Origin of the sequence: Paraburkholderia nemoris, assembly GCF_905221015.1 — a bacterium.
GTDB lineage: Bacteria > Pseudomonadota > Gammaproteobacteria > Burkholderiales > Burkholderiaceae > Paraburkholderia > Paraburkholderia nemoris.
In genome coordinates, this window is sequence record NZ_CAJNBO010000005.1 from 279087 (window position 1) to 302209 (window position 23123).

24 protein-coding genes and 2 tRNA genes are annotated in these 23123 nt (G+C 62.0%); 13 read left to right on the forward strand and 13 right to left on the reverse strand.

The genetic code is table 11. From position 1 onward, the window contains the following. The first annotated feature begins 8 nt into the window (after nucleotides 1-8). The 3 genes from ribH to KHO33_RS10125 all read left to right on the forward strand — a co-directional run bounded on the left by ribH (nucleotide 9) and on the right by KHO33_RS10125 (nucleotide 2207). Nucleotides 9-515, forward strand: a complete 507-nt coding sequence (ribH, locus tag KHO33_RS10115; protein ID WP_054037335.1) for a 6,7-dimethyl-8-ribityllumazine synthase — start codon at nucleotides 9-11, stop codon at nucleotides 513-515. Beyond that, the gene (gene nusB, locus KHO33_RS10120; RefSeq protein ID WP_054037337.1) at nucleotides 512-946 is read left to right on the forward strand and encodes a transcription antitermination factor NusB; all 435 of its coding nucleotides are present in this window, start codon (nucleotides 512-514) and stop codon (nucleotides 944-946) included. The genes ribH and nusB overlap by 4 nt, the downstream gene beginning before the upstream one ends. Nucleotides 947-1010: 64 nt before the next feature. After that, a complete protein-coding gene (locus KHO33_RS10125; protein ID WP_200564706.1) occupies nucleotides 1011-2207 on the forward strand; it encodes a pyridoxal phosphate-dependent aminotransferase in 1197 nt (398 codons plus the stop codon). A gap of 218 nt (nucleotides 2208-2425) precedes the next feature. On the opposite strand, the gene KHO33_RS10130 is transcribed toward KHO33_RS10125, so the two are convergent. Next, nucleotides 2426-3616: a lytic transglycosylase domain-containing protein gene (locus tag KHO33_RS10130; protein WP_200564707.1), complete on the reverse strand. Its 1191-nt coding sequence runs from the start codon at nucleotides 3614-3616 to the stop codon at nucleotides 2426-2428. A gap of 607 nt (nucleotides 3617-4223) precedes the next feature. Here KHO33_RS10130 and KHO33_RS10135 point away from each other — a divergent pair. After that, nucleotides 4224-5792, forward strand: a complete 1569-nt coding sequence (locus KHO33_RS10135; protein WP_200564708.1) for a UbiD family decarboxylase — start codon at nucleotides 4224-4226, stop codon at nucleotides 5790-5792. Between the two features lie 133 nt (nucleotides 5793-5925). Then, on the forward strand, nucleotides 5926-6603 hold the full coding sequence (locus KHO33_RS10140) for a LysE family translocator (RefSeq protein ID WP_200564709.1): 678 nt from the start codon (nucleotides 5926-5928) through the stop codon (nucleotides 6601-6603). 80 nt (nucleotides 6604-6683) lie between these two features. Here KHO33_RS10140 and KHO33_RS10145 read toward each other — a convergent pair whose 3' ends face one another. Both KHO33_RS10145 and KHO33_RS10150 read right to left on the reverse strand, forming a co-directional pair. Then, nucleotides 6684-7649 (reverse strand): threo-3-hydroxy-L-aspartate ammonia-lyase, encoded by a 966-nt coding sequence (locus tag KHO33_RS10145; protein WP_200564710.1) that lies wholly within the window; start codon nucleotides 7647-7649, stop codon nucleotides 6684-6686. A gap of 158 nt (nucleotides 7650-7807) precedes the next feature. Continuing rightward, the gene (locus KHO33_RS10150) at nucleotides 7808-8113 is read right to left on the reverse strand and encodes a hypothetical protein (RefSeq protein ID WP_054037347.1); all 306 of its coding nucleotides are present in this window, start codon (nucleotides 8111-8113) and stop codon (nucleotides 7808-7810) included. 768 nt (nucleotides 8114-8881) lie between these two features. Between KHO33_RS10150 and KHO33_RS10155 the strand changes: the two genes are divergently transcribed. From KHO33_RS10155 to KHO33_RS10170, 4 genes are all read left to right on the forward strand, one after another. Then, nucleotides 8882-9820, forward strand: a complete 939-nt coding sequence (locus KHO33_RS10155) for a Rossmann-like and DUF2520 domain-containing protein (protein WP_054037349.1) — start codon at nucleotides 8882-8884, stop codon at nucleotides 9818-9820. A gap of 77 nt (nucleotides 9821-9897) precedes the next feature. Further along, nucleotides 9898-10218 carry an EthD family reductase gene (locus KHO33_RS10160; protein WP_054037420.1) on the forward strand — a complete coding sequence of 107 codons (321 nt, stop codon included), beginning with the start codon at nucleotides 9898-9900 and terminating at the stop codon, nucleotides 10216-10218. A 215-nt stretch (nucleotides 10219-10433) separates the two neighbouring features. Further along, nucleotides 10434-10997: a YggT family protein gene (locus tag KHO33_RS10165; protein WP_054037352.1), complete on the forward strand. Its 564-nt coding sequence runs from the start codon at nucleotides 10434-10436 to the stop codon at nucleotides 10995-10997. Nucleotides 10998-11082: 85 nt separating this feature from the next. After that, a tRNA-Gly gene (locus tag KHO33_RS10170) sits at nucleotides 11083-11156 on the forward strand. Nucleotides 11157-11338: 182 nt separating this feature from the next. Here KHO33_RS10170 and KHO33_RS10175 read toward each other — a convergent pair. Together KHO33_RS10175 and KHO33_RS10180 are read right to left on the reverse strand one after the other, a co-directional pair. Beyond that, nucleotides 11339-11818 (reverse strand): hypothetical protein, encoded by a 480-nt coding sequence (locus tag KHO33_RS10175; protein ID WP_200564711.1) that lies wholly within the window; start codon nucleotides 11816-11818, stop codon nucleotides 11339-11341. Between the two features lie 3 nt (nucleotides 11819-11821). Continuing rightward, entirely contained in the window at nucleotides 11822-12205 is a 384-nt protein-coding gene (locus KHO33_RS10180; RefSeq protein ID WP_054037356.1) for an aggregation-promoting factor C-terminal-like domain-containing protein, read from the reverse strand. A 398-nt stretch (nucleotides 12206-12603) separates the two neighbouring features. Here KHO33_RS10180 and trmB point away from each other — a divergent pair, with 398 nt between their 5' ends. Next, the gene (gene trmB / locus KHO33_RS10185) at nucleotides 12604-13404 is read left to right on the forward strand and encodes a tRNA (guanosine(46)-N7)-methyltransferase TrmB (RefSeq protein ID WP_054037358.1); all 801 of its coding nucleotides are present in this window, start codon (nucleotides 12604-12606) and stop codon (nucleotides 13402-13404) included. 84 nt (nucleotides 13405-13488) lie between these two features. Here the strand turns inward: trmB and KHO33_RS10190 are convergent, their stop codons facing one another. The 3 genes from KHO33_RS10190 to KHO33_RS10200 all read right to left on the reverse strand — a co-directional run bounded on the left by KHO33_RS10190 (nucleotide 13489) and on the right by KHO33_RS10200 (nucleotide 15417). Continuing rightward, nucleotides 13489-14325, reverse strand: a complete 837-nt coding sequence (locus KHO33_RS10190; protein WP_054037360.1) for an undecaprenyl-diphosphate phosphatase — start codon at nucleotides 14323-14325, stop codon at nucleotides 13489-13491. Nucleotides 14326-14404: 79 nt separating this feature from the next. Beyond that, the gene (locus KHO33_RS10195) at nucleotides 14405-14998 is read right to left on the reverse strand and encodes a DUF1439 domain-containing protein (protein ID WP_054037362.1); all 594 of its coding nucleotides are present in this window, start codon (nucleotides 14996-14998) and stop codon (nucleotides 14405-14407) included. A gap of 89 nt (nucleotides 14999-15087) precedes the next feature. Continuing rightward, nucleotides 15088-15417 (reverse strand): YkgJ family cysteine cluster protein, encoded by a 330-nt coding sequence (locus KHO33_RS10200; RefSeq protein ID WP_128576496.1) that lies wholly within the window; start codon nucleotides 15415-15417, stop codon nucleotides 15088-15090. A 230-nt stretch (nucleotides 15418-15647) separates the two neighbouring features. On the opposite strand from KHO33_RS10200, the gene hemN reads away from it, so the two are divergent. Both hemN and KHO33_RS10210 read left to right on the forward strand, forming a co-directional pair. Beyond that, the gene (gene hemN / locus KHO33_RS10205; RefSeq protein WP_200564712.1) at nucleotides 15648-17033 is read left to right on the forward strand and encodes an oxygen-independent coproporphyrinogen III oxidase; all 1386 of its coding nucleotides are present in this window, start codon (nucleotides 15648-15650) and stop codon (nucleotides 17031-17033) included. 106 nt (nucleotides 17034-17139) lie between these two features. Next, nucleotides 17140-17224 (forward strand) — tRNA-Leu (locus KHO33_RS10210). A gap of 97 nt (nucleotides 17225-17321) precedes the next feature. Here the strand turns inward: KHO33_RS10210 and KHO33_RS10215 are convergent. Together KHO33_RS10215 and KHO33_RS10220 are read right to left on the reverse strand one after the other, a co-directional pair. Beyond that, on the reverse strand, nucleotides 17322-17546 hold the full coding sequence (locus KHO33_RS10215; protein ID WP_054037363.1) for a DUF6900 domain-containing protein: 225 nt from the start codon (nucleotides 17544-17546) through the stop codon (nucleotides 17322-17324). 141 nt (nucleotides 17547-17687) lie between these two features. Beyond that, a complete protein-coding gene (locus tag KHO33_RS10220) occupies nucleotides 17688-19073 on the reverse strand; it encodes an amino acid permease (protein WP_200564713.1) in 1386 nt (461 codons plus the stop codon). Between the two features lie 214 nt (nucleotides 19074-19287). Between KHO33_RS10220 and KHO33_RS10225 the strand changes: the two genes are divergently transcribed. Next, nucleotides 19288-20232 carry an alpha/beta fold hydrolase gene (locus tag KHO33_RS10225; protein WP_200564714.1) on the forward strand — a complete coding sequence of 315 codons (945 nt, stop codon included), beginning with the start codon at nucleotides 19288-19290 and terminating at the stop codon, nucleotides 20230-20232. Nucleotides 20233-20264: 32 nt separating this feature from the next. On the opposite strand, the gene KHO33_RS10230 is transcribed toward KHO33_RS10225, so the two are convergent. The 3 genes from KHO33_RS10230 to gsiD are packed head-to-tail and all read right to left on the reverse strand — an operon-like array spanning nucleotide 20265 to nucleotide 23121. Next, complete coding sequence (locus tag KHO33_RS10230; RefSeq protein WP_200564715.1) at nucleotides 20265-21098, reverse strand: M55 family metallopeptidase; 834 nt, start codon at nucleotides 21096-21098, stop codon at nucleotides 20265-20267. After that, nucleotides 21098-22219, reverse strand: a complete 1122-nt coding sequence (locus KHO33_RS10235) for a DmpA family aminopeptidase (RefSeq protein WP_200564716.1) — start codon at nucleotides 22217-22219, stop codon at nucleotides 21098-21100. Before KHO33_RS10235 ends, KHO33_RS10230 begins: the two co-directional genes overlap by 1 nt. Continuing rightward, a complete protein-coding gene (gene gsiD / locus KHO33_RS10240) occupies nucleotides 22216-23121 on the reverse strand; it encodes a glutathione ABC transporter permease GsiD (protein WP_054037373.1) in 906 nt (301 codons plus the stop codon). The genes KHO33_RS10235 and gsiD overlap by 4 nt, the downstream gene beginning before the upstream one ends. Between the last annotated feature and the right edge of the window lie 2 nt (nucleotides 23122-23123).

Sequence of the window (23123 nt, forward strand, 5' to 3'; positions counted from 1 at the left end):
GAATTCACATGGAAATCGGACAATACCAACCGAATCTCGACGGCGACGGACTGCGTATCGGCATCGTCCAGGCGCGCTTTAACGAACCAGTCTGCAACGGTCTCGCGGATTCGTGCATCGAAGAACTCGAACGCCTCGGCGTGACCGGCGAAGACGTGCTGCTGGTCACCGTGCCGGGCGCGCTGGAAATCCCGCTGGCGCTGCAAAAGCTCGCCGAAAGCGCGCAATTCGACGCACTGATCGCGCTGGGCGCGGTGATTCGCGGCGAGACGTACCACTTCGAACTGGTGTCGAACGAAAGCGGCGCGGGCATCACCCGCATCGGCCTCGACTTCGGCATCCCGGTCGCGAACGCCGTGCTGACCACCGAAAACGACGAACAAGCCGTCGCGCGCATGACCGAGAAGGGTCGTGACGCAGCGCGCGTGGCCGTCGAAATGGCGAACCTCTCGGTCGCGCTCGAACAGCTCGGCGGTGACGACGAGGAAGAAGACGAAGAAGAGGAAGAGGCATGAAGAGCGCACGCCGACGCTCCCGCGAACTGGCCACGCAGGGGCTTTACCAGTGGCTGCTGTCGGGTTCGCCCGGCGGTGAAATCGACGCGCAGCTGCGCGGCGCGCAGGGCTTCGACAAGGCCGACCACGAACATCTGGACGCCATCCTGCACGGCGTGATCCGCGATTCGGAAGCACTCTCCGCCGATATCGCACCGTGCCTCGACCGCCCGATCGATCAGCTTTCGCCGGTCGAACGCGCTGTGCTGCTGGTCGCCGCGTTCGAACTGAAGAATCACGTCGATATCCCGTATCGCGTGGTCATCAATGAAGCGGTCGAACTCGCCAAGACGTTTGGCGGCGCGGACGGCTACAAGTACGTGAACGGCGTGCTGGACAAGCTGTCGGCGCAATTGCGCGCTGCCGAAACGCAGGCAGCCCGCAAGCATTGAGCTTGAAGCGGGGCGAGCGCTTCAGGCGCCGTCCCGTTGTTGCTTCTGAACTGGATTTGATCGTATGAACTCCGTGACCGAACCCTTGGTGCGGCTTGCTGCCCGCGTTGACGCCATCCAGCCTTTCTATGTGATGGAACTGGCCAAGGAAGCCGCTCTACTCGAGCGCGAAGGGCGCGACATCATCCACATGGGAATCGGCGAACCCGATTTCACCGCGCCCGAGCCGGTCATCAAGGCGGCCGCGAGCGCCCTGCGCCGCGGCGTCACGCAATACACGAACGCACTTGGCCTGCACGCGCTGCGCGAAGCGATCTCGGCGCACTACGCTGAGTTCTACGGCGTGAGCGTCGATCCTGCACGGATCGTCGTCACCGCCGGCGCATCTGCCGCGCTGCTGCTGGCTTGCGCGGCGCTGGTCGATCGCGACGATGAAGTACTGATGCCCGACCCGTGCTACCCGTGCAACCGCCACTTCGTGATCGCGGCCGAAGGCAAGCCGGTGATGGTGCCGAGCGGGCCAGCCGAACGCTTTCAGCTGACCGCCGCCGACGTCGAACGCCTGTGGAACGAACACACCCGCGGCGTGCTGCTGGCGTCGCCGTCTAACCCGACGGGCACGTCGATCGAACCGGCCGAACTCGAACGCATCGTCAAGGCCGTGCGGGCGCGTGGCGGCTTTACGATCGTCGACGAGATCTACCAGGGCCTGAGCTACGACGCGAAGCCCGTCTCGGCGCTCTCGTTCGGTGAAGACGTCATCACCGTCAACAGCTTCTCGAAGTACTTCAACATGACCGGCTGGCGTTTGGGCTGGCTGGTGGTGCCGCCTGGCATGGTCGGCTCGTTCGAAAAGCTCGCGCAGAACCTGTTCATCTGCGCGTCAGCACTCGCGCAGCATGCAGCGCTGGCCTGCTTCGAACCGGACACAATCGCCATCTACGAAGCGCGCCGCCTCGAATTCAAGCGCCGCCGTGACTTCATTGCGCCGGCGCTCGAATCGCTGGGTTTCTCGGTGCCGGTGATGCCGGACGGCGCGTTCTATGTGTACGCCGATTGCCGCACCGTCGCGCATCCGGCGGCCGGAGACAGCGCGGCGCTCACCAAAGCGATGCTGCACGACGCGGGCGTGGTGCTGGTGCCCGGCATGGACTTCGGCACGCACGCGCCAAAGGACTACATCCGGCTGTCGTATGCAACCGCCCTGCCGAAGCTGGAAGAAGCTGTCGAGCGGCTGGCGAAGCTCTTCGGACGGCACTGACCGGATAGAGGCTCCGGAGCGCTCTGCGGCTTTGAGTCGCCAAAGGGCTCGGCGACGGCGAGGCGGATTGCAATCAATGCCTGTGACACACGCTTCACGGCCGCGCACGCCACCACCGCAGGCCGCCACAGCGCAAGCCACAAAAGAAAAAGGACACCCTCGGGTGTCCTTTTCTGTATCGGCCGCGCTCTGGCTCGGCGAACCGGGTTACGTCAACCTCAAGCGCCCAACTCCGAAGCCGATGCCACGTGCTTGGTCGCATTGGAACTGGCGTCGTCCTGCTCGGACACCGGTGTCTTCACCGGCGCTGCCGCGCTCAGCGGATGACCGGCATCGAGCGTCATCTGTACGCGCTTGCCGTTGGTCGACGCCGCTGCAGCCGTAGTCGTGTTCGACGCCGTCAACACCGGAGCCTGCGGTGCGTTGATCGGCACCTTGCGGCCACGCGCCACGTCGCGCAGACGGCCACGCTCGGCCATCACCTTGGCGCCGTAGCCGCCGTCGTCCTGCGAGGTCGAGCCCACGTAGAGACGCAGGCCGCCCGGCAGCGAACCGCCGCGTGCGATGCAATCCTTCAGCACCAGCGCGCCCACCTTGATGTTCGCAACCGGTTCAAGCGCCGCGCTCTGGCCGCCGAAATACTGGAACTTGTCCGAGTGAACCTTGGACATCACCTGCATCAGGCCCTGCGCGCCCACGCCGCTCTCGGCGTACGGGTTGAAGCCCGATTCGATTGCCATCACGGACAGCAGGAGAAGCGGGTCGAGACCGACTTCGCGGCCGGTGTCGAACGCTGCCTTCACGAGCTCGCTAACGGGCTCCTGAGCAACGCGATAGCGCCGCGCCAGGTAAGACGAAACCAGATTCTGCTCGCGGGTCGAGACCAGCACACGATCGTCGCGTGCATCGGCAGAGACGCGTTGCGCCGGGATCAGCCGTGCCAGCGCGGAGACGCTCTGCATGGTGCGCGGATCGAGGCCGTTCAATGCAGCCACGCCCATACCGGACGTGCCGGTGCCGTCGAAGGCGCCGTCATAGCTCGTATTGCTGGCGGTGACGCCATTGTTGCCGTTGTTGCCGTTGTTCGCACCGCTGACGGTGTCGCTACCGGCCGAATTCGCGGACAGCGCCTCGTCAGAGGACGCACCAGGCGGCCCGAAAGCCGGCAGCGGGTGGCCCTGCAGCAGACGGGCGGGACCGGCTTGCACAGCGGCGGAGATGACCGGCATCAGCTTGGCGGCAAGGGTGCCGCGCAAAGCCGGCATCAGCCACAGCGTAACGGCCAGCACGACGGCGATTCCGCCGACGATGCTGAACAGGTGATGACTCATTCGCGTCCCGCGACGCAACGCACCACGCACAACTTGCGCAATACGCTCATCGGGACGCCACGATAACCAGGCGTTCATTCAGATCTCCCATGTTGCATGATCCGCGAACTCCACCAGTCGAACAGGCGGTAACACACATTCGCAGAGTCAAGACATCGCGCGCTCTGTCTGGTTAGGGCAGCAGCGACGTCGGGAAAACGGCAAATACCGTTTGTGGGGAGCCATCTTGAAAAGAGGCCCGCGGCATGCCAAAAAAACATGCAGGCGGAGGCTCCCACGCGAAAAACCAGCGTCAACAGGCGCTGGCGAGGACTTCAGTAAGACCGACAAATACCGTACAGGGGGTCGGTAAGCGGTGACGCGTTGCGTCTGAAGGGACCGGGGCGGCGGTAAAAACGTTCACGCCCTGCAACCAATGTGGACGGATTCTATGCAGGGTTTTATAGATCGTCAACACTATAGATAGGCAAATGTATAACTAATTGTAATAATGAACAGTGTTCAGTCCGTTAAGAACCGCGTGGTGCGCGCTTCTTGAGCTATCTCAATTAGTCCTTCCAAAGTCGGCCGTTTGGCCAATCTACGTGCGCCTGCCAACACAGGTAAAATCGACAATCGTTCTGGCACCGCGAAGCCCTGCGGCGCCCTACCTTTTTGCCGCTTGCGCGGCCCTCTACCGCACCAGATGAAATACAAAGACCTGCGCGATTTCGTCGGCCGTCTCGAAACGATCGGTGAACTGCGCCGCATCTCGCAAAACGTCTCGCCCGTCCTGGAAATGACCGAACTGTGCGACCGCGTCCTGCGCGCCGGCGGTCCGGCGATATTGTTTGAGAGCCAGCAGCAGCACGCGTTTCCGGTCCTCGGCAACCTGTTCGGCACGCCACGCCGTGTGGCGCTCGGCATGGGTATCGACGCCCAAGCAGGCGAAGGCGATGGCGCCGCGCTGGAGTCGCTGCGCGACGTCGGCCGCCTGCTCTCCGCATTGAAGGAACCGGAGCCGCCGAAGGGGCTCAAGGACGCCGGCAAACTGTTCTCGCTCGCGAAGGCGGTGTGGGACATGGCGCCCAAAACAGTGAGCGCGCCACCCTGCCAGGAAATCGTCTGGGAAGGCAACGACGTCGACCTCGCAAAGCTGCCGATTCAGACCTGCTGGCCAGGCGATGCGGGGCCGCTGATCACATGGGGTCTGACCGTCACAAAAGGCCCGAATAAGAGCCGACAAAATTTAGGCATATATCGCCAGCAACTGATCGGGCGTAACAAACTTATCATGCGCTGGCTTGCGCATCGCGGCGGCGCACTCGATTTCCGCGAGTTCGCGCTGCAGAATCCGGGCAAGCCTTATCCCGTGGCCGTGGTGCTGGGCGCCGATCCGGCGACCATCCTCGGTGCGGTGACGCCGGTGCCCGACACGCTCTCCGAATACCAGTTCGCCGGATTGCTGCGCGGCGGCCGCACCGAACTCGCCAAGTGCATCACGCCGGGCGTCGACGATTTGCAGGTGCCCGCGCGCGCGGAAATCGTCCTGGAAGGCTTCATCTATCCCCAGGAAGGCACGCCCTCGCCTGCTCCCGCGGGCGCGCCGCCGCGTCCGGCCAAGGGCGCGTCCGCCGCTTACGAGCACGCGCTGGAAGGCCCCTATGGCGACCACACCGGCTACTACAACGAGCAGGAGTGGTTTCCCGTCTTCACGGTCGAACGCATCACCATGCGGCGCGACGCGATCTATCACTCCACCTACACCGGCAAACCGCCCGATGAACCCGCCGTGCTCGGCGTCGCGCTCAACGAAGTGTTCGTGCCGCTGTTGCAGAAGCAGTTCACCGAGATCACCGACTTCTATCTGCCGCCCGAAGGATGCAGCTACCGGATGGCGATCGTGCAGATGAAGAAGAGCTACCCCGGCCACGCCAAACGCGTGATGTTCGGCGTGTGGAGTTTCCTGCGGCAATTCATGTATACGAAGTTCATCGTCGTGGTCGACGAGGACGTGAATATCCGCGACTGGAAGGAAGTGATCTGGGCGATCACCACGCGTATCGACCCGGCGCGCGACACCGTGCTGGTCGATCGCACGCCGATCGACTATCTGGATTTCGCCTCGCCGGTGGCGGGTCTCGGATCGAAGATGGGACTCGACGCCACCAACAAATGGCCCGGCGAAACCGATCGCGAATGGGGCCGCCCGATCGAGATGGACGGCGCGGTCAAAAAACGCATCGACAGCTTGTGGAGCGAGTTGGGACTGTAAAAACAGGCCTCGAATCACACCGGCCACACCGTTGAATTCCTGATTCTGTCGGCATCGAAGCGATCCGTTCACCAGCCGGATCGCTCGCGCTTGAACAAGTCTGAATAACAAAACTGATGGAGCAGTTGCGCGGATGCATGCCTTTTCAATGATGTCGGATGGTTTTTTTCTGTCGTTGTCCTTGTGTCTGGATATCGGTCTCGTCAACGTCGCGATGATTTCGCTGACGCTGTCGCACGGCTTCAAACCGGGTTTCTGGCTGGGCCTGGGTTCCTGTTTCGGCGATCTCGTTTACGCGGCGCTCGCGCTCGCGGGAATGGCTGCGCTGCTGCAATTCGAATCGGTGCGCTGGGTCGTGTGGATTGGCGGCGCGGCGGTCCTGTTGTTTCTCACATGGAAGATGGCGCGTGAAGCGCTGTTCCCGGCGACGGCGCCTGCAGTTGCCGGCGAAGCGGATGCCAACGCGCCGCATCTTTCCCCGTGGCGCGGTTTCGTGCGCGGCGCATTGCTGGCGATGTCGTCGCCATCGGCGATTCTGTGGTTCGCCGCAGTCGGCGGCGCGCTGATCGCAAAAGCCGGCGCCACCAGCGCGACGACGGCACCGGTATTCCTCGGCGGCTTCTTCCTCGGCGGCTTGTGCTGGACGATCTTTATCTGCGGACTTGGCAGCCATGGACGCAAACGCGCCGGCACCGGTTTGCTGCGCGCGTGCCATGTGTTGTCGGCGCTGCTGTTCGCCTACTTCTCGTATAGCGTGATCGTGAACGGGTATCGCGATCTGATCGTGCAGACCGCACAGGTAGCAAGCTAGAAAAAACGGCTCGCCTTAGCGAGCCGTCTTCCCTCAATTTCAACGTGCGCAGCGCGGTGCAAAAACGATCAAGCAGCCTATCAGGCGAGATACTGCGCCAGCTTCGCCAGATCGACGTTGCCCCCGCTCACCACCACACCCACGCGCTTGCCCTTCACCGGCACGATGCCATTGAGCACGGCCGCCGCGGCGAGGCAACCGGTCGGCTCGACCACGATCTTCATGCGCTGTGCGAAGAAACGCATGGTCTCGATCAACTGTTCGTCGCTGACCGTTTCGATCTGCGCGACCAGCTTCCGGATAATCGCGAACGTGTAGTCGCCGAGATGCGTGGAAGCAGCGCCGTCGGCAATCGTGCGCGGCGTGTCGATATGCACGATCTCGCCGCGTGCGAGCGATTGCTGACCGTCGTTGCCCGCTTCGGGTTCGATACCGATGACGGTGCATGCCGGGCTCAGTGCCGCCACCGACAGTGCGCTGCCACCGATCAGTCCACCGCCGCCGAGACAAACGAACAGCATGTCGAGCGGGCCGGTTTCCTCGATCAACTCCTTCACTGCCGTGCCCTGCCCGGCGATCACATGCGGATGGTCGTACGGCGGAATCAGCGTCATGCCGCGCTCTTCGGCGAGCCGCCGGCCGATCTCTTCGCGATTCTCGGTGTAGCGGTCGTAGCTGATCACTTCGCCGCCATAGCCCTTGGTCGCCGCGACTTTGGCAGCAGGCGCGTCGTGCGGCATGATGATCGTGGCGTGAATCCCGGCAAGACGCGCCGATAGCGCGATAGCTTGCGCGTGATTGCCCGACGAGTACGTCAACACACCCGCTTTACGTTGCTCCGCGTCGAAGTGCGAAATCGCGTTGTAGGCGCCGCGAAACTTGAAAGCGCCCATGCGCTGAAAATTTTCGCACTTGAAGAACACCGACGCGCCCGTGCGCTCGTTGAACGTGCTCGAGGTTAGAACGGGGGTGCGATGGGCGACGCCTTCGAGACGCGCAGCGGCGTCGAGTACGTCGTCGAAGGTGGGAGCGGGAAGCGCTTGCATTGACGAAACTCTCCAGAGCGGTGGCGAAACAGCCATTCTCCCAGCTTCGACGATGCTTTGGTACGTCGCTTGGTATGCCTGCGTAGAAACACAAACGGCGTAACCCGGCGATCAAGCCGGCGTTACGCCGTCAACACATCTCTGCGCGCGTCTTGCGATTAACGGCGATAGTAGCCGTGGCCGTAGTAACCGCGACCGTAATAGCCGTGGTGATAATAAGGACGGCCGTAGCCACCGTAATACCCACCCACCACGACTGCCGGCGGCGGTGCGTAATAGCCCGGCGCATACACCACCGGCGGAGGCGGCGGCGCGTAATAGACCGGCGGCGGCGCGGCATAAACCGGATACGCGGGCGCAACCGGAATGCCAATACCGATACCGACGGAAACGTGCGCCTCAGCAGCAGTAGCGAACCCCACGCCGAGTGCGGCGGCAACGACAAACGGAACGATCTTTTTCACTTTTATTCTCCTGGCGCGGCCCACTAAGGTCGCCGACTTCGCATGCCTTGCATGCTATGAATTCAATGTATCGAAAAAGACCATGCATAGATGTTCGCATTTGTTGCAAATTGCAATTGGCGGCAATAGGTTGGAAAGTGCGCCGGCGCGAGGCCGCCAGTACATGCCGCGCAACAGACTGAGAACTAAGGGTTTGCCAGCGGTGAAGCGCGCGTGAACCCACTGCCTTGCGGGTCTTGCGGCTCCCGGTTCTCGCTTGTCAGTAATCTTTGATTACAAATTAGCTTCAATCCTGACGGCCCAAACGAAAAATGCCCGGTGCAATCGCACCGGGCATTTCTTACCCATCAGCAGACGGTATTGTCAGCCTACCTTCACATAGGCGAATTCTCGGGAGACGTTGGGCGGAACATACGCGCCACTGATGCGCACGCGTGGCGTCAGGCGCTTTTTCTGATCCCACCAGCGACGGCGCTGTGAGTGCGTCAGGAACCGCAAGTGCTTTCGGTAAGAAAAAATATTCATCGTTACCTCCCGAATCTGACTGCGAGACGAAAAACCCAGAACAGCAACTGCAAAACCGGCTCATGAAGGAAATTGTGAGCAGTTTTCGGACCCGCGGGGCGTCTGTGGCCGGATGACCGACCGGACGCGCCATATCGCACGCGGACTGATCAGAGGAATACCCGCACCCGGACACACCGCTGCCGGACGGATGCGCGATACTGCTGCATTCCCGTTCAAGTGTCCCGCCTGGAGCACGCAACCATGTCCCAGCCCTCTCTGCCGCGCCTCGGCTTCATCGGTGCGGGCCGGCTCGCGCGCTGTCTCGCGCTGAGCTTTTCACGCGCCGGCTATCCTGTCACGGCGGTGGCGAGCCGCTCGGCGGCCTCGGCCGGCCGGCTCGCCAGTCAAATCGAACATTGCGCCGCATTCGACGATCCACAACAGGTTGTCGACGCAGCTGATATCGTCTTTGTAGCCGTTCCCGACGACAGCATCGGTACGACAGCGCACACACTGCGGTTCACGGCGGACGCGGCAAGCGGCCCATACGGCAAAGCGCTCGTACATTGCAGCGGCGCCTCGCCGGTGGAGTTGCTGGCCCCGGCGCGTGACCAGGGTGCCTCGATCGGCGGCTTTCACCCACTGTACCTCTTTAGCGGCGATCTCGCCGACCTGGAGCGGATCGCCGGCTGCTCGGTGACGATCGAGGCCGACGGCGCGCTCATGGAGGCGCTGACGGCGCTGGCCGTCGCCCTGCGCTGCCATCCGCTGTCGATCCCGGCGGGCGGCCGCATGCTGTACCACGCGGCCGCGCATTATGCCGCCAGCTTCGCGCTGTGCAGCCTCGCAGAATGCGTGGCGCTATGGCGCACGCTGGGTTTTGCCGAAGACGACGCGCTGCGCGCGCTGCTGCCGATGCTCTCCGGCACGATCGAAACCGCTCGCGACAAGGGCCTGCCCAATGCGCTTGCGGGCCCCGTGTCGCGCGGCGATACGGGCGTTGTGGAAAAGCAGTTGGCGTTGCTCGAAGGTCTTGGCGGCGATCATGCGGCGCTGTACGGTTTGCTGACGCGGCGCGCGGTCGGACTGGCCGAACGGCGCGTCAAACCGCCCGCCGCGATCGAGACGATTGCCGAGGCGGTGGAAGAATCGCTTAACCGGTCGCTGAATCAGGCCGCAGCAGGTGCAAGCGTCAAGTAAGCCGTGATAATGTGACGTCCGGCGCCGCGCGCAATCCGCCAGCGCCGCGCCTCGGGACCAACAGACGAGAACGCACAATGATCAAGGTCAGCATCCTTTATCCGTATCGGGAAAACGGCCACTTCGACGTGGACTATTACTGCGTCACGCACATGCCGCTCGCGGCCAGGCTGTTCGGGCCGTCGCTGAGAGGCTGGTCGGTCGACGTCGGCATCAATGCCGGGCCGCCAGGAACGCCGCCGCCGTATGTCGCCGCAGGCCACTTCCTGTTCGATAGCACGGACGACTTCTACAAAGTCTTCAAGTCGGCCTCGGAGCAGTTGGTTGCCGACATCCCGAATTACACCGACGGCGGCAACGGCACGATTCTGATCAGCGAAATCAAGATTTCTGTGTGATATCCCGTGGGGGGTGTGGTCTGGCGGCATGCAGTTCGCCGATTAGCCTACTCGAGCATCTGGAAATTGAAGCACTGCGTCCTCATTTGTGACGCGTAACGCGCCCTCCCCGGAACGGCGCAGGCAATCCAAATGAACCCGCCGGCGCACCGATCGGTCAGCGCCGGCACCCTGCGGCCGGTCGACGGCCGCCTTCCGAAGGATAAGGACACGAGATGTTTGGCGATATCGCCCGTTTTCTGCTCAATACCGTCTTTACGCTGTTCGGCGCCGCGCTGCTGCTGCGCGCATGGTTGCAGGTCGTGCGCATGCCGCCGTACAACCCCGTGACGAACGCCGTGATGCAAGCCACCAACTGGATCGTGCTGCCTTTGCGGCACATTCTGCACAGCACCCGCAACATCGACTGGGCGAGTCTCGTCGCAGCGCTGATTGCAGCGATCGTTTATGTGGTGCTGATGGTGGTGCTCACGGGCGCCGATCCGCTCACGCTCGTGCCCACGCTGCTGATCGTTGCGGTACTGACCGTCATCAAGTGGGCGCTGAACCTGATCATCTGGATGACGATCCTGATGGCGCTGCTGTCGTGGCTCAATCCGCGCTCGCCGGCCATGCCGATTCTGTACCAGCTGACCGCGCCGTTCCTGAATCCGCTGCGCCGCGTGGTGCCGCAACTCGGCGGCATCGACCTCTCGCCGATCCTGCTGTTCGTGATCGTGCAGGTACTGCTGATGGTGGTCACGCGTGCGGCCGTTCAGTTAACCTACTTCGTGATCTGAACGGCGCTCCGTGCGCCTTGCGAACAAGGGTGGCGGCAGCGCGATTTGCGCTAACCGCCCCTTCCCGAGTAGAATCGTGCGCTCTGCGGGCGTCGTATAATGGTAATACCCTAGCTTCCCAAGCTAGAGCCGTGGGTTCGATTCCCATCGCCCGCTCCAGATTCTTTTCAGCCAGCCTGGCGATTAACCAGGTGGCTTCGCGAAAGGATCTGAATCTGCAGCACCTTGCCGCATTTCCCACCCGCTACGTCCTCCCCGTCTGTCATTCGAGAAGTCGCACAAACGCAAGATGAGGCAAGATGAGCCCGCGTGGCGTCAACACGCCATTGCGCGAGTCGCAGCTAGTTCTTCGCAGCTTTCTCAACCGCCTTGACCAGCTTGAATTCGTCTTTGTCCAACGCATAGTAGTACGTCCCGCTACCCGCTTCATTCCTGCTGCCGTGAACCACCAGCAGGCGGCTGTCGCGCCGGAATTCGATCGGCTCCTGCACATCCACGTCCCAGCAGCACACCGTAAAAGGCAGCCACGTGACGCGGCCGGTCTTCGCGTCGATCGCCACGCTGGACACGCAGGACGCCCCGCAGCCCCAGCTTGCCAGCACGTAGTGCCCGGCGAAGTTCGGCTTCTGCCGGCTGGCTTCGCGGATACGCGTCGCATATTCCTTGTCGTCCGCGGATACGAGCCGCACTTTCGCCGCTTTGCCCGCGAAGGTGTCGCTGACCGCGAAATCTTCAAAGCGCGGCACGCCGGCATCAGCGGCCTGTGCGACGCCCATCCAGCACATGGCGGACACAAAGCCCATCAATAGAAACTTTTTCATTGCTCAATACCAGTGGTGTTTTTCCCAGAACAGCCGCGCAGATGCCGCAGTGTGATATCGCCCGAGAATATAGCGAATCCCGCCCTGACATTCTTCAACCGCATTACCGAAAGATTTTTCGCCATTCGGATTCAATTCATATTGAGGCCGCAGCAACTGATAAAGCCCGCGTGCGGACGACTTCCCATTGCGCACGTCGACCACACCGCTCGACTCCTGCGCCATGAGCCACAGTAAATCGTTGAATTGCGTGAGCGGCACGCCCTCAATGGCCATTGCCTTGCGAAGCGCATTCTGGGAAGTAGTTGGAACCGCAGTTGGATCGATAGCGACCCAATCCGTTTTGGCGGCTTTTGCCTGACGATGATTGTGTGCGTGTTTGCCCATGGTGGATTTTCGTTTTGATAATCGTTGCAACGGAATGGCTTACAGCGCGATTAAATCATACGAATGGCTGTCACGGTTATGAAAACGTAATCTTCGTGCCGATTTCCGCGCCGCTTCAAGCCGGCCACCGTCTGGACGCACCCTTTTCGGGTGTGCTACCTTACGCGCACTTGCAACGCCCGCTCCACCTTCCTGCTGAGCCTTCAGCAGAATCCAGCACGAGCCGCCTCCCATGAAGGCGGCTTTTTTGTAGTGGCAGCGGCCCGGCATGGCGATTCGAGCGAACCGCGCCTGCAAACTGCGGCCCATGCCGCGGCAAGCGTAAGCACAAACGCAAAAGGCGCCTCGCAACACGCCATGCAAGCCGCCAGGCCCTCACCCTAGTAGCAGTATCGATAATGATCCACGATCCAAACGACGCGGGCCTGCCCGACGAACTCCCGCCGCCTTCCACCGAAGCAGAAGCCGAAGGCCAACCGGCCGACGCCGACGCGACTGCCGACACCCCGCATGACGAAGCCCTGCATCGACGCCGCATCCGCAGCTTTGTCACGCGCGCTGGTCGCGTATCGACCGGCCAGCGCCGCGCCATGGACGAACTCGGTCCGCGTTTCGTCGTGCCCTTCACGCCGCAGCAACCCGACTGGAATAGCGTGTTTGGCCGCACAGCGCCGCGTGTGCTGGAAATCGGCTTCGGAATGGGCGCGACCACTGCGGAGATCGCCTCGCACCGTCCCGACGACGACTTCCTCGGCGTTGAAGTACACGAGCCAGGCGTTGGCGCGCTGCTAAAGCTGATGGGTGAGCAGACGTTGTCGAACATCCGCATCATTCAGCACGACGCAGTCGAAGTGCTTGAGCAGATGATCGCGCCGGACAGCCTCGACGGCGTGCATATCTTCTTTCCCGACCCTTGGCACAAGGCGCGCCACCACAAGCGCCGGCTGATCCAGCCGAAGTTCGTCGCTTTGCTGGTTTCGCGTCTGAAGCCGGGCGCCTATCTGCATTGCGCGACCGACTGGCAGAACTACGCCGAGCAGATGCTCGAGGTGCTGGGCGCCGATCCTGCGCTCGAAAATACCGCTGACGGCTACGCGCCGCGTCCCGAGTATCGTCCGGTGACGAAGTTCGAGCGCCGTGGGCTGCGACTCGGGCATGGCGTGTGGGATCTGGTGTTCAGGAAGCGCAGCGCGGTATAAAACCGCACTGCAGTTGTGCTCGCCAAAAGCAAAAAGGTCCGCAAACGCGGACCTTTTTTCATGACGCGAAAGACAAGCGGAGATTCAGTCTGCCCAGCTCAACGCGCCGCTGTAACCCACCAGCAGGATCAACAGTCCAAAGCCGATCCGGTACCACGCGAACACAGTGAAATCGTGCGCGGAGATATAGCGCAGCAGCCAGCGCACGCAAGCGAAGGCGCTGATGAAGGCCGCCACGAAGCCGAGCGCAAAACTGCCAAGCGCGTCGACGGACAGCAGATGCCAGTCTTTGTAGAGCTCGTAAGCCGTCGCGCCAAAGATAATCGGAATCGCGAGAAAGAAAGAAAACTCCGTAGCAACGCGCCGGTCGAGACCGAACAGCATCCCGCCGATGATCGTCGAACCTGAGCGCGACATGCCCGGGATCAACGCAAAACATTGAGCGAGGCCGACTTTCAACGCATCCAGTGGGCTCAAATCGTCGACGTTCTGGACACGTGCCGCCACGTCGCCTCGCGCGCGCTGACGCGCTTCCGCCCACAGAATCACCACCCCGCCCGCCACTAACGCGAACGCGACCGGCACGGGCGAAAACAGCGCCGCCTTGATCGCCTTCTCGAACAGCAGGCCGAGCACAACCGCCGGAATCGTCGCGATGATCACATTCAGCGTAAAGCGCCTTGCATCGGGCCGGCTAGGCAAGCCGACCACCACGCTGCCGATACGGCGCCGGAACTCCCAGCACACGGCCAGAATCGCGCCGAGCTGGATCACGACATCGAAGGTTTTCGCGTGGTCATCCGTGAAATTGAGCAGACTGCCCACGACGATCAAATGGCCGGTGCTCGACACCGGCAAAAATTCCGTCAGCCCTTCGACGACGCCCAGAATCAGCGCCTTGCAAGCCAATAGCCAGTCCATCCGTGACCCTCGTTGTTATAGATAGTCGAAACGAACAGGGGCGGCACGGTGTGCGCGGCCCTGCCGGCCGCGCGTAGCGTCATTTCTCGACGATTTGCACGCGTATGCCGTTTGTAAGGATGGTGATTGTACCGGGTTCGTAATTCACACCGGCAAATTGCAGCTGTTCGGGTTTGAAGGTGTAGATCGGATAGTTGGTCAGCAACTGCGTAGCGAGCACGGCTGCCGCTGCATTGATCTGCTGCGTGTAGGCCTGCGCCTGGCCGCTTACGCTGACGTTGTCGACGCTCGGTGACTTCAGCACGACGGATTTGCTGGCGGCGTCGTAGGCCAGTTCGCTTGACAGTGTGAATACGCCGTCGACCGGCTGCGGCATGAATGGGCTCGCGAGCCGGGCGTCGAGCTTCACCGAAACGCGGTTTGCGTCCGGCAGGAAACCGACCACCGGGTTGGTTAGCGCGACGTCGAACACTTGCGAAACCGTGCGTTGATAGGGGAATTTGCGCTGCACCGCGTCCTGCACCTGCTGCTGCGAGAACGTGTAATGCGAGGGGATAAACGGGAAGGTCGAGGTCGCGCAGGCCGCCAGCGACACGGTGATGCCAAGCGCGGTGCAGCCTGTCAGCGCGGCAAGCAGGAAGCGGCGCCGGGTCGGCGCAGCGGGTCGAGTCATGCGAAATCTCCTGTGGAAGCCTTCTCGAGCATGCGGTTGCGTTGGGTTGTTTGTCCGGATGGATGACGTGGCGGAATCGTTCACGCGCGCTATTGGCGCAGCGCCGGTTGCGGTTGAGTCTGCGCTTCAAGCTGGGTGAGCCACGCGAGCGCCTCGCTGCGGCTCGTGCCGCACATCTCCATCTGCGGTTGCAGACCGGAACAGCACGCCGGCCGCTCCGGCTGACCGAAGATCGCGCAGCGCAGATCATCGCCGAGTTGCACGCAGCGCACGCCCGCCGGTTTGCCATTCGGCATACCAGGGATCGGACTCGAAATCGAAGGCGCGATACAACACGCGCCGCAATCGGGACGGCATGCATGACCGGCCACATGGAACGGGGACTCGCGCTTCACAACGCTGTTTGGCACATCACTCACGACATTTTTCCTGAACTCGAAAACAGGCAACACAACATACAACGCAGCGCCAGACCCGCATTGTGCCATCGCATCCGTGCGACCTTTTTACACAATTCGCCGAAGGGGCGCTCACGTAAACTTGCTGGATACGAAAGGCCACGCTCGAGAGGCGTTTGCGCTGTTCGAACCGGTCCCGAGAATCCGCCGGCTCGTGCCTCTTCAAGAGTGGCGTCAAACCCGAGCGCCCTATGACCACTGCCAACACGCTATTCCGCCCCGACCTGCTCGCCAAATACAGCGCGAACGGTCCACGGTATACGTCCTATCCAACGGCCTTGCAGTTCCGCGACGATTTCGATCCCGCCGACTATCTGCGCGCCACCGCGGACCCAGGTGCCTCTACCACCGATCTCTCGCTGTACTTCCACATCCCCTTTTGCGACACCGTGTGCTTCTACTGCGGTTGCAACAAAGTCGCCACAAAGAACCGCGCGCACGCGCGTCCTTACGTCGAACATCTGAAGCGCGAAATGGCTTTGCAGGCCGCGTGTTTCGACACGCGACGCCCCGTGTCGCAATTGCATTGGGGCGGCGGCACGCCCACGTTCCTGTCGCACGATGAAATGGCGGAACTGATGGCCGCGGCGAGTGAACACTTCACGTTGCTGCCCGATACCGAAGGCGAGTATTCGATCGAAGTCGATCCGCGCGAAGCGTCGCCCGAAACCATTGCACATCTGCGTATGCTCGGCTTCAACCGGCTCAGTCTCGGCGTGCAGGATTTCGATCCGGTGGTGCAGCAGGCGATCAATCGCATTCAGCCGCTCGAGATGACTGCTTCGGTGATGCAGGCCGCGCGCGATACGGGCTTCCACTCGATCGGCGTCGATCTGATTTACGGGCTGCCGCATCAAACGGTCGATAGCTTCAGCCGCACGCTCGACACGATGATCGAACTCGCGCCCGATCGTCTTTCGGTGTTCGCGTATGCGCACATGCCACAGCTCTTTAAGATGCAACGGCAGATGGATGAGGCCACGCTGCCCTCGCCTGCCGTACGCCTTGCGATCCTGCAACGGGTGGTCGAGCGCTTGACCGACGCGGGCTACGTCTACATCGGCATGGATCATTTCGCGCTCCCCACCGACGAGCTCGCGCGCGCACAAGCGCAGCGCACGCTGCATCGGAATTTCCAGGGGTACAGCACGCGGGCGGAATGCGATCTGATCGGCTTCGGCGCGTCGTCGATCGGCAAAGTCGGCGACGTGTACGCGCAGAACATCAAGGACCTGCCAGGCTACGCCGCGGCAATCGATGCAGGCAAGCTCGCGATCACACGCGGCGTGCGCCTCACTGCAGACGACCGTTTGCGTCGCGATGTAATCACGCAATTGATGTGCAATCTGGAACTGCGCTTCGACGAATTCGAGGCCGCGTACGGTATCCGCTTTGCCGCTACGTTCGAACCGGAACTGGAGCGCCTGCGCGGCTTCGAGCAGGACGGGCTGGTGTCGGTGAGCGACAGCAAGCTCGAAGTGCAGATGGCCGGACGCATGCTCGTGCGCAACATCGCGATGGTGTTCGACCGCTATCTCGGTCACCAAACGCTCGAACGATTTTCTCGCACGGTTTAAAGGCTGAGAATGCGAAGAAAGCGAGCGGCTTGCCCGTCGTCGAATTTTCCGCCATAATCTGCGTCTTCGCCGCGAGCCGTACTCTGGCGCGTGCGCTGCAAGACCTGCCCAGGTGGTGAAATTGGTAGACGCAGGGGACTCAAAATCCCCCGCCGCAAGGCGTGCCGGTTCGATTCCGGCCCTGGGCACCAAAAGAAATTCCAGCAATACCGTATAAAGATCAGAAAACCCCGCCCAGCCATGCTGCGCGGGGTTTTTTGTTGCCTTCTGAGAAGCGGCTAAAGCGCACTACTGAAGGTGGTCGGCCGAACATTTATTCGAACTCACTCGATGACCGACCATGAGGCCGGCGTCGTAGGCCGCTTCCAGCGCTCGCGCGAGACTATCGACGCGCACGATGCGTAAGTCGGCGCTCGGCTTGCCGCTCAGTTCGAACGTCGCGATGCCGAGCGTTTCATGCGCGATCGACAGCAACAATTCCAGACGTGCGTCGTGTTCGATGGTGGTGTTCATGTTCGGCTCCTGACGTGCGACATTGCACTTATCAGCTTAGGCAATAATTGCATAAGCAATATGTGACGTTCCGCCACATATCGAAGCTCTTCTCGACATAGGGCGGTCCGACGCCAACCGCGCCGGCGCCCACTCCCCGTCTTACCGCCCTGCCACCTGTGCGCCGCCATGCGTCGCTGCACGCCGGCGCTTGAACACGTAGCCGCCCCACATCACGACCAGCCACGCGGGCACGAGCCATACCGAGACCGACAGGCCCGGCGTCATTGCGAGAATCACGAGGATCAGCGCCATGAAAGCGAGGCAGATCCAGTTGCTGACCGGGAACCAGAACGACTTGAACACGAGCGTTTCGCCCGCTGCCACCATCGCCGTGCGCGACTTCAGATGCGTCAGGCTGATCAGCGCCCAGTTCAGCACCAGCGCAGCCACCACCAGCGCCATCAGCAGGCCGAGCGCTTCGGCCGGAATCAGGTAGTTGATGATCACGCAGGTGAACGTGGCGAGCGCCGACAAACCAATCGCCATATACGGCACCCCGCGCCGGTCGACCTTCATCAGCGCGCGCGGCGCGTTGCCCTGTTCGGCGAGACCGTAGAGCATGCGGCTATTTGCATACACGCCGCTGTTGTAGACCGACAGCGCCGCGGTCAGCACCACCACATTGAGGATGTTCGCCGTCAGCGTCGAGCCGATCTGCGAGAAGATCATCACGAACGGGCTGCCGCCAGCCGCGACCTGATTCCACGGATACAACGAAAGCAGCACCGTCAGCGAGCAGATGTAGAAAATCAGAATCCGGTAGATCACCTGATTCACGGCCTTCGGAATGCTCTTTTGCGGATCAGCCGCTTCAGCAGCCGTAATGCCGATCAACTCGAGCCCGCCGAACGAAAACATGATGACCGCGAGCATCATGAACAGACCATGAAAACCATGCGGGAAAAAGCCGCCGTCGGCCCAGAGATTGCTGATCGACGCTTGCGGACCACCATGGCCGCTGATCAGCAGATAGCCGCCGAACAGGATCATGCCGATCACCGCCACCACCTTGATGATCGCAAACCAGAATTCGGTTTCGCCGTACGCTTTGACATTGGCGAGATTGATTGCGTTGATGACGGCGAAGCACACCAGCGCCGATACCCACGTGGGCACGCCCGGCCACCAGTAATGCACATAGGTGCCGACCGCGGTCAGCTCGGCCATGCTCACGAGCACGTACAGCACCCAGTAGTTCCAGCCGGACAGAAAGCCGGGGAAATCACCCCAATACTTGTACGCGAAGTGGCTGAACGAGCCGGCAACCGGTTCCTGCGCGACCATTTCGCCGAGTTGGCGCATGATCATGAAGGCGATGATGCCGCCGATCGCGTAGCCGAGAATCATCGACGGGCCAGCGGCCTTCAACACGCTGGCGGAGCCGAGAAACAGGCCCGTGCCGATCGCCCCGCCCAGCGCGACCAGCTGGATGTGACGATTTTTAAGCCCGCGCTTCAGGCCGTCTTGCTGCTGTGCACTATTCAAAATTGCGCCCCAGTGTATGGATATCGATCGCCCGATCAGACTTGTGGTCTGCCCCGGCAGAACCTGAAATTTTACCGCGGCCGATATTACCTAAATACTGGGAGCAACCCGCGCTTGGTTCTGCGCCGCACTTAACGGCGAGGATAGTGATTGTCACTGGCGTGGGGCTTCTGTATGTTGCCCTAGTCGAGGTTTCTGCCTTCGGAGATTCAACATGTCGCCCAAACGTTTGCTTTGCGCCGCTGCTTTGTGTCTCTGCTTCGCTGCGGCGGGTGTCCTCGCGCAAACCGCGGCGCCCACGGCAGAACCGACCGACATGCCGGGCATGGAGTCAAGCGCACCGGAAGCACCGGAGCCACCCGCGGCGCCAGCCGCAATGCCGGCAACACCCGCCGCCACACCTGCCACGCCCGCCACTCCCAAGGCGACTGCCGCCAAACCACCCGCTGCACCAATGACCGGCCCTGTACGCAACGTCGTACTGGTTCATGGCGCGTTCGTCGACGGGTCGAGCTGGAACGGTGTCGTCGCGAAATTGCAGCAGAAGGGTTATCACGTGAGTTCAGTGCAGAACCCGCTCACGTCGCTCGCCGACGATGTCGCCGCCACCCGCCGCGTTCTCGCGCGTCAGGATGGCCCGACTATCCTCGTAGGACATTCATGGGGCGGTGTCGTGATTACTGAGGCCGGCGCGAACGCGCCGAACGTCGCCGGTCTCGTCTATGTGGCGGCGATTGCACCGGACCTGCACGAATCTACGATGGACCTGATGAAGCGCGCGGCGCCGGCGCCCGCGAGTCAAGGCATCACCGCGGACTCGACGGGCTTCCTGTGGCTCGATCGCAGTAAATATCACGCCGACTTCGCTGCAGACGTGCCCGAGAATCTGACGCGCGTGCTCTCCGCCGCGCAACAGCCGATCGCCGCCAGAGCCTTCAGCGAAACGGTCAGCCAGGTCGCGTGGAGAGAGAAGCCTTCGTGGTACATCGTGACGACGCGGGACCGTGCGATCTCGCCCGAAGTCGAACAGTTCATGGCCAACCGGATGGGCGCGAAGATCGTGCCGATCTCATCGAGCCATCTCGTGCCGGTGTCGCATGCGGGGGCGGTTGCGGATGTGATCGATCGGGCCGCGCGAGAGTTGAGCCGGCAACAGTAGGCTGTCGCCGGTCACGCCCTCGGTCACACGGTTCAGCGCAGCATGAACGACATCGCCGACAGGCAGTTCAGCATGCGCACCGCATGTTCCGCCGACTCCGCGCCAAAGCGCAACGTGACGGCGTCGACGCGTGTGAGCGCCGGCCATTGGCAGAACAGATCGGCGAGCGCGGTCGTTTGCACGCGCAGCTCGCATTCGACGGGCTTCGCGGCAGCGCGCGTAGCTTGCTGCGAATGACCCTTGTCGATGTAATGCCGCACCACTTCGCGCGCGGCAATTTCGATCGCATCGCGAGCGCTTGGCGGTGTTTGCGTGACGCCGCTCGCATGGCCGGTCGCGCTCTTGGTGACCACGAAACGCGCGCCGGGAAAGCGCGGCGCGGTTTCCTCGGCGAATACATCGTCGCCGGATAAAAGCGCTACCTGTGCGCCATATTCTTCCGCGAGCGCTCCGTACAATCCTGCTTCACCGACTTCGACACCATTCAGCGAGACGCGCGAGAACGCGAAACTGTTGATCGTGTGCGCGAGGATGCCGTGCGTTTGCGATCTCGCGTGATAGCCGATCATGAACACCAGCGCCGCGCCGTATTCAAGGCCGGCCATCATGCCAAGCGTGCGTGGTTTGCCGAGCACGATCTGGGCGCGCGCATCGAGCAGATCGGGCAGCAGATTGCGAAAGCCGCCATGCGAATCGTTGACCCACACGTGCGTCGCGCCACCCGCGAACGCGCCTTCGATTGCGGCGTTGGCTTCGAGCGTCATCCAGCGGCGCGCGGCTTCGTATTCGCCGTTGCCCGCGCGCGTTTGCTCGGGATGGAACACGCCGGCCACGCCTTCGATGTCGACGGAAATCAGGACTTTCATCAGGAAGATTGCTTGAGAAGTTGAGTGAGGTCGGATACGGCGTCGTGCAGCGACAGGCGACGATGTCCGTCGCGGCCCGTCACCGAAGTGGCGCTCCATAGTGCATCGATGATCGCTTGCTCGACGCTGTCCGCGCAGGCACGGAATAGCGCATCGAGGCGCGCGTCGGCAAGCACGGGCGGCAAGGCGACAAAATCGGATTCGTGCGGCACGGTGTAGGCCGTTGAAAATGCCAACGCGATGTCGCCACTGCCGTGGCCGTACACCGACCCGGTTCGTGCGAGACCGGCCGCGGCGCGCAACGAGAGACGCTTGAGTTGACGAGCGTCGAGCGGCGCGTCGGTGGCGACGATCATGATGATCGAGCCTTGTTCGGGTTTTGAGGGAGGCGCTGATGTCGGCGAAGCTGCTGAGCTCGCCGAGGCCGCGGAGGTCACTGATGTGACAGCGCGTTCGGCGAGCACGCGACCGAGCGGCGTGCCGTCGATCGTCAGCATCGGCAGGCGGCCGAAGTTCGCCAACACCAGCGCACCGACCGTATAAGTCTGCCCTGCTACCTCAACAACACGGGACGCATTGCCGATCCCACCTTTCAGATCGAAGCAGGACATACCGCGGCCTGCGCCAACCGAACCGCTCGCAACGTCGACGCTTGCCGCGTCATACGCGTCGCTGTAATGCCGTCCACCTACCGCCAAAGCCTGAATATCGTTCAGGTATCCATCATTACATTCGAACACCAGCGGATTGACCGTCGACCATTCGCGTCCGATTTGTGGATTGCCTTGAATGGCAGCGCGAATCTGCGCTTGTGCGACGGCAGCGACGCCAAAGGTATTGGTCAACGCAATGGGCGTTTCCAGCACGCCGAGCTCCTCGACCTGCACGAGCCCGATGCTTTTCCCAAACCCGTTGATCACCGAAGCAGCAGCAGGCACCTTGCTCACAAAAGGATCGCCACAATGCGGACGAATCACGGTCACGCCGGTTTGCACAGCGCCTTCATCCAGCGTGCAATGTCCAACCGTCACGCCTTCTACGTCGGCAATCGTGCCACGTGGGCCGCTCGGTAACACGCCGATATGCGGCGCGTTCTCGTCGGCAGTTTCGGTAAGACTCATGGCCGGTCGAGCTTCGGATCGAGCGCATCGCGCAAACCGTCGCCGAGCAGATTGAATGCCAGCACAGTCAGGAAAATCGCCAGACTCGGAAACAGCGCGATATGCGGCGCGGTGACCATATCGGCGCGCGCTTCGTTGAGCATCGCGCCCCACTCCGGCATCGGCGGCTGCGCGCCGAGTCCGAGAAACGACAGGCTCGCCGCCGTGATGATCGACGTGCCGATCCGCATCGTGAAGTACACCACGATCGACGAAATCGTCCCCGGCAGAATATGCCGCACGATGATGGTCCAGTCCGATGCGCCGATACTGCGCGCCGCTTCGATATAGGTGAGTTGTTTAAGCATCAGCGTATTGCCGCGCACGAGCCGCGCAAATGCCGGGATGCTGAAGATCGCCACCGCGCAAATCACATTGATCATGCCGTTGCCGAGAATCGCGACCACACCGATCGCCAGCAGAATGCCGGGGAAAGCAAACAGCACATCGGCGACACGCATGGTGATGCGGTCCCACCAGCCTTCGTAGTAACCGGCCAGCAAACCGAAGAACGTGCCGATCACCGCGCCGATCGCCACCGACAGAAAACCGGCCTCGAGCGAAATACGCGAACCCGCCAGAATGCGGCTGAAAATATCGCGGCCCAGCGAATCGACACCGAACCAGTGCGCGGCCGAGGGCCCCGCGTTCAACGCGTCGTAGTCGAAGAAATTTTCCGGATCATACGGCACGATATGCGGCGCGAGAATCGCAACCGCAACCAGCAGCAGCACGAAAATGCCGGCGCCCAGCGCCACATGCTGCTTACGAAATTTTCGCCAGAATTCACTCCATGGCGTACGGATCGCGTTTTCTACGAGGGCGGCCTTGGCCGCATTCGCCTCGGTGGCTGAGATGCTCATGC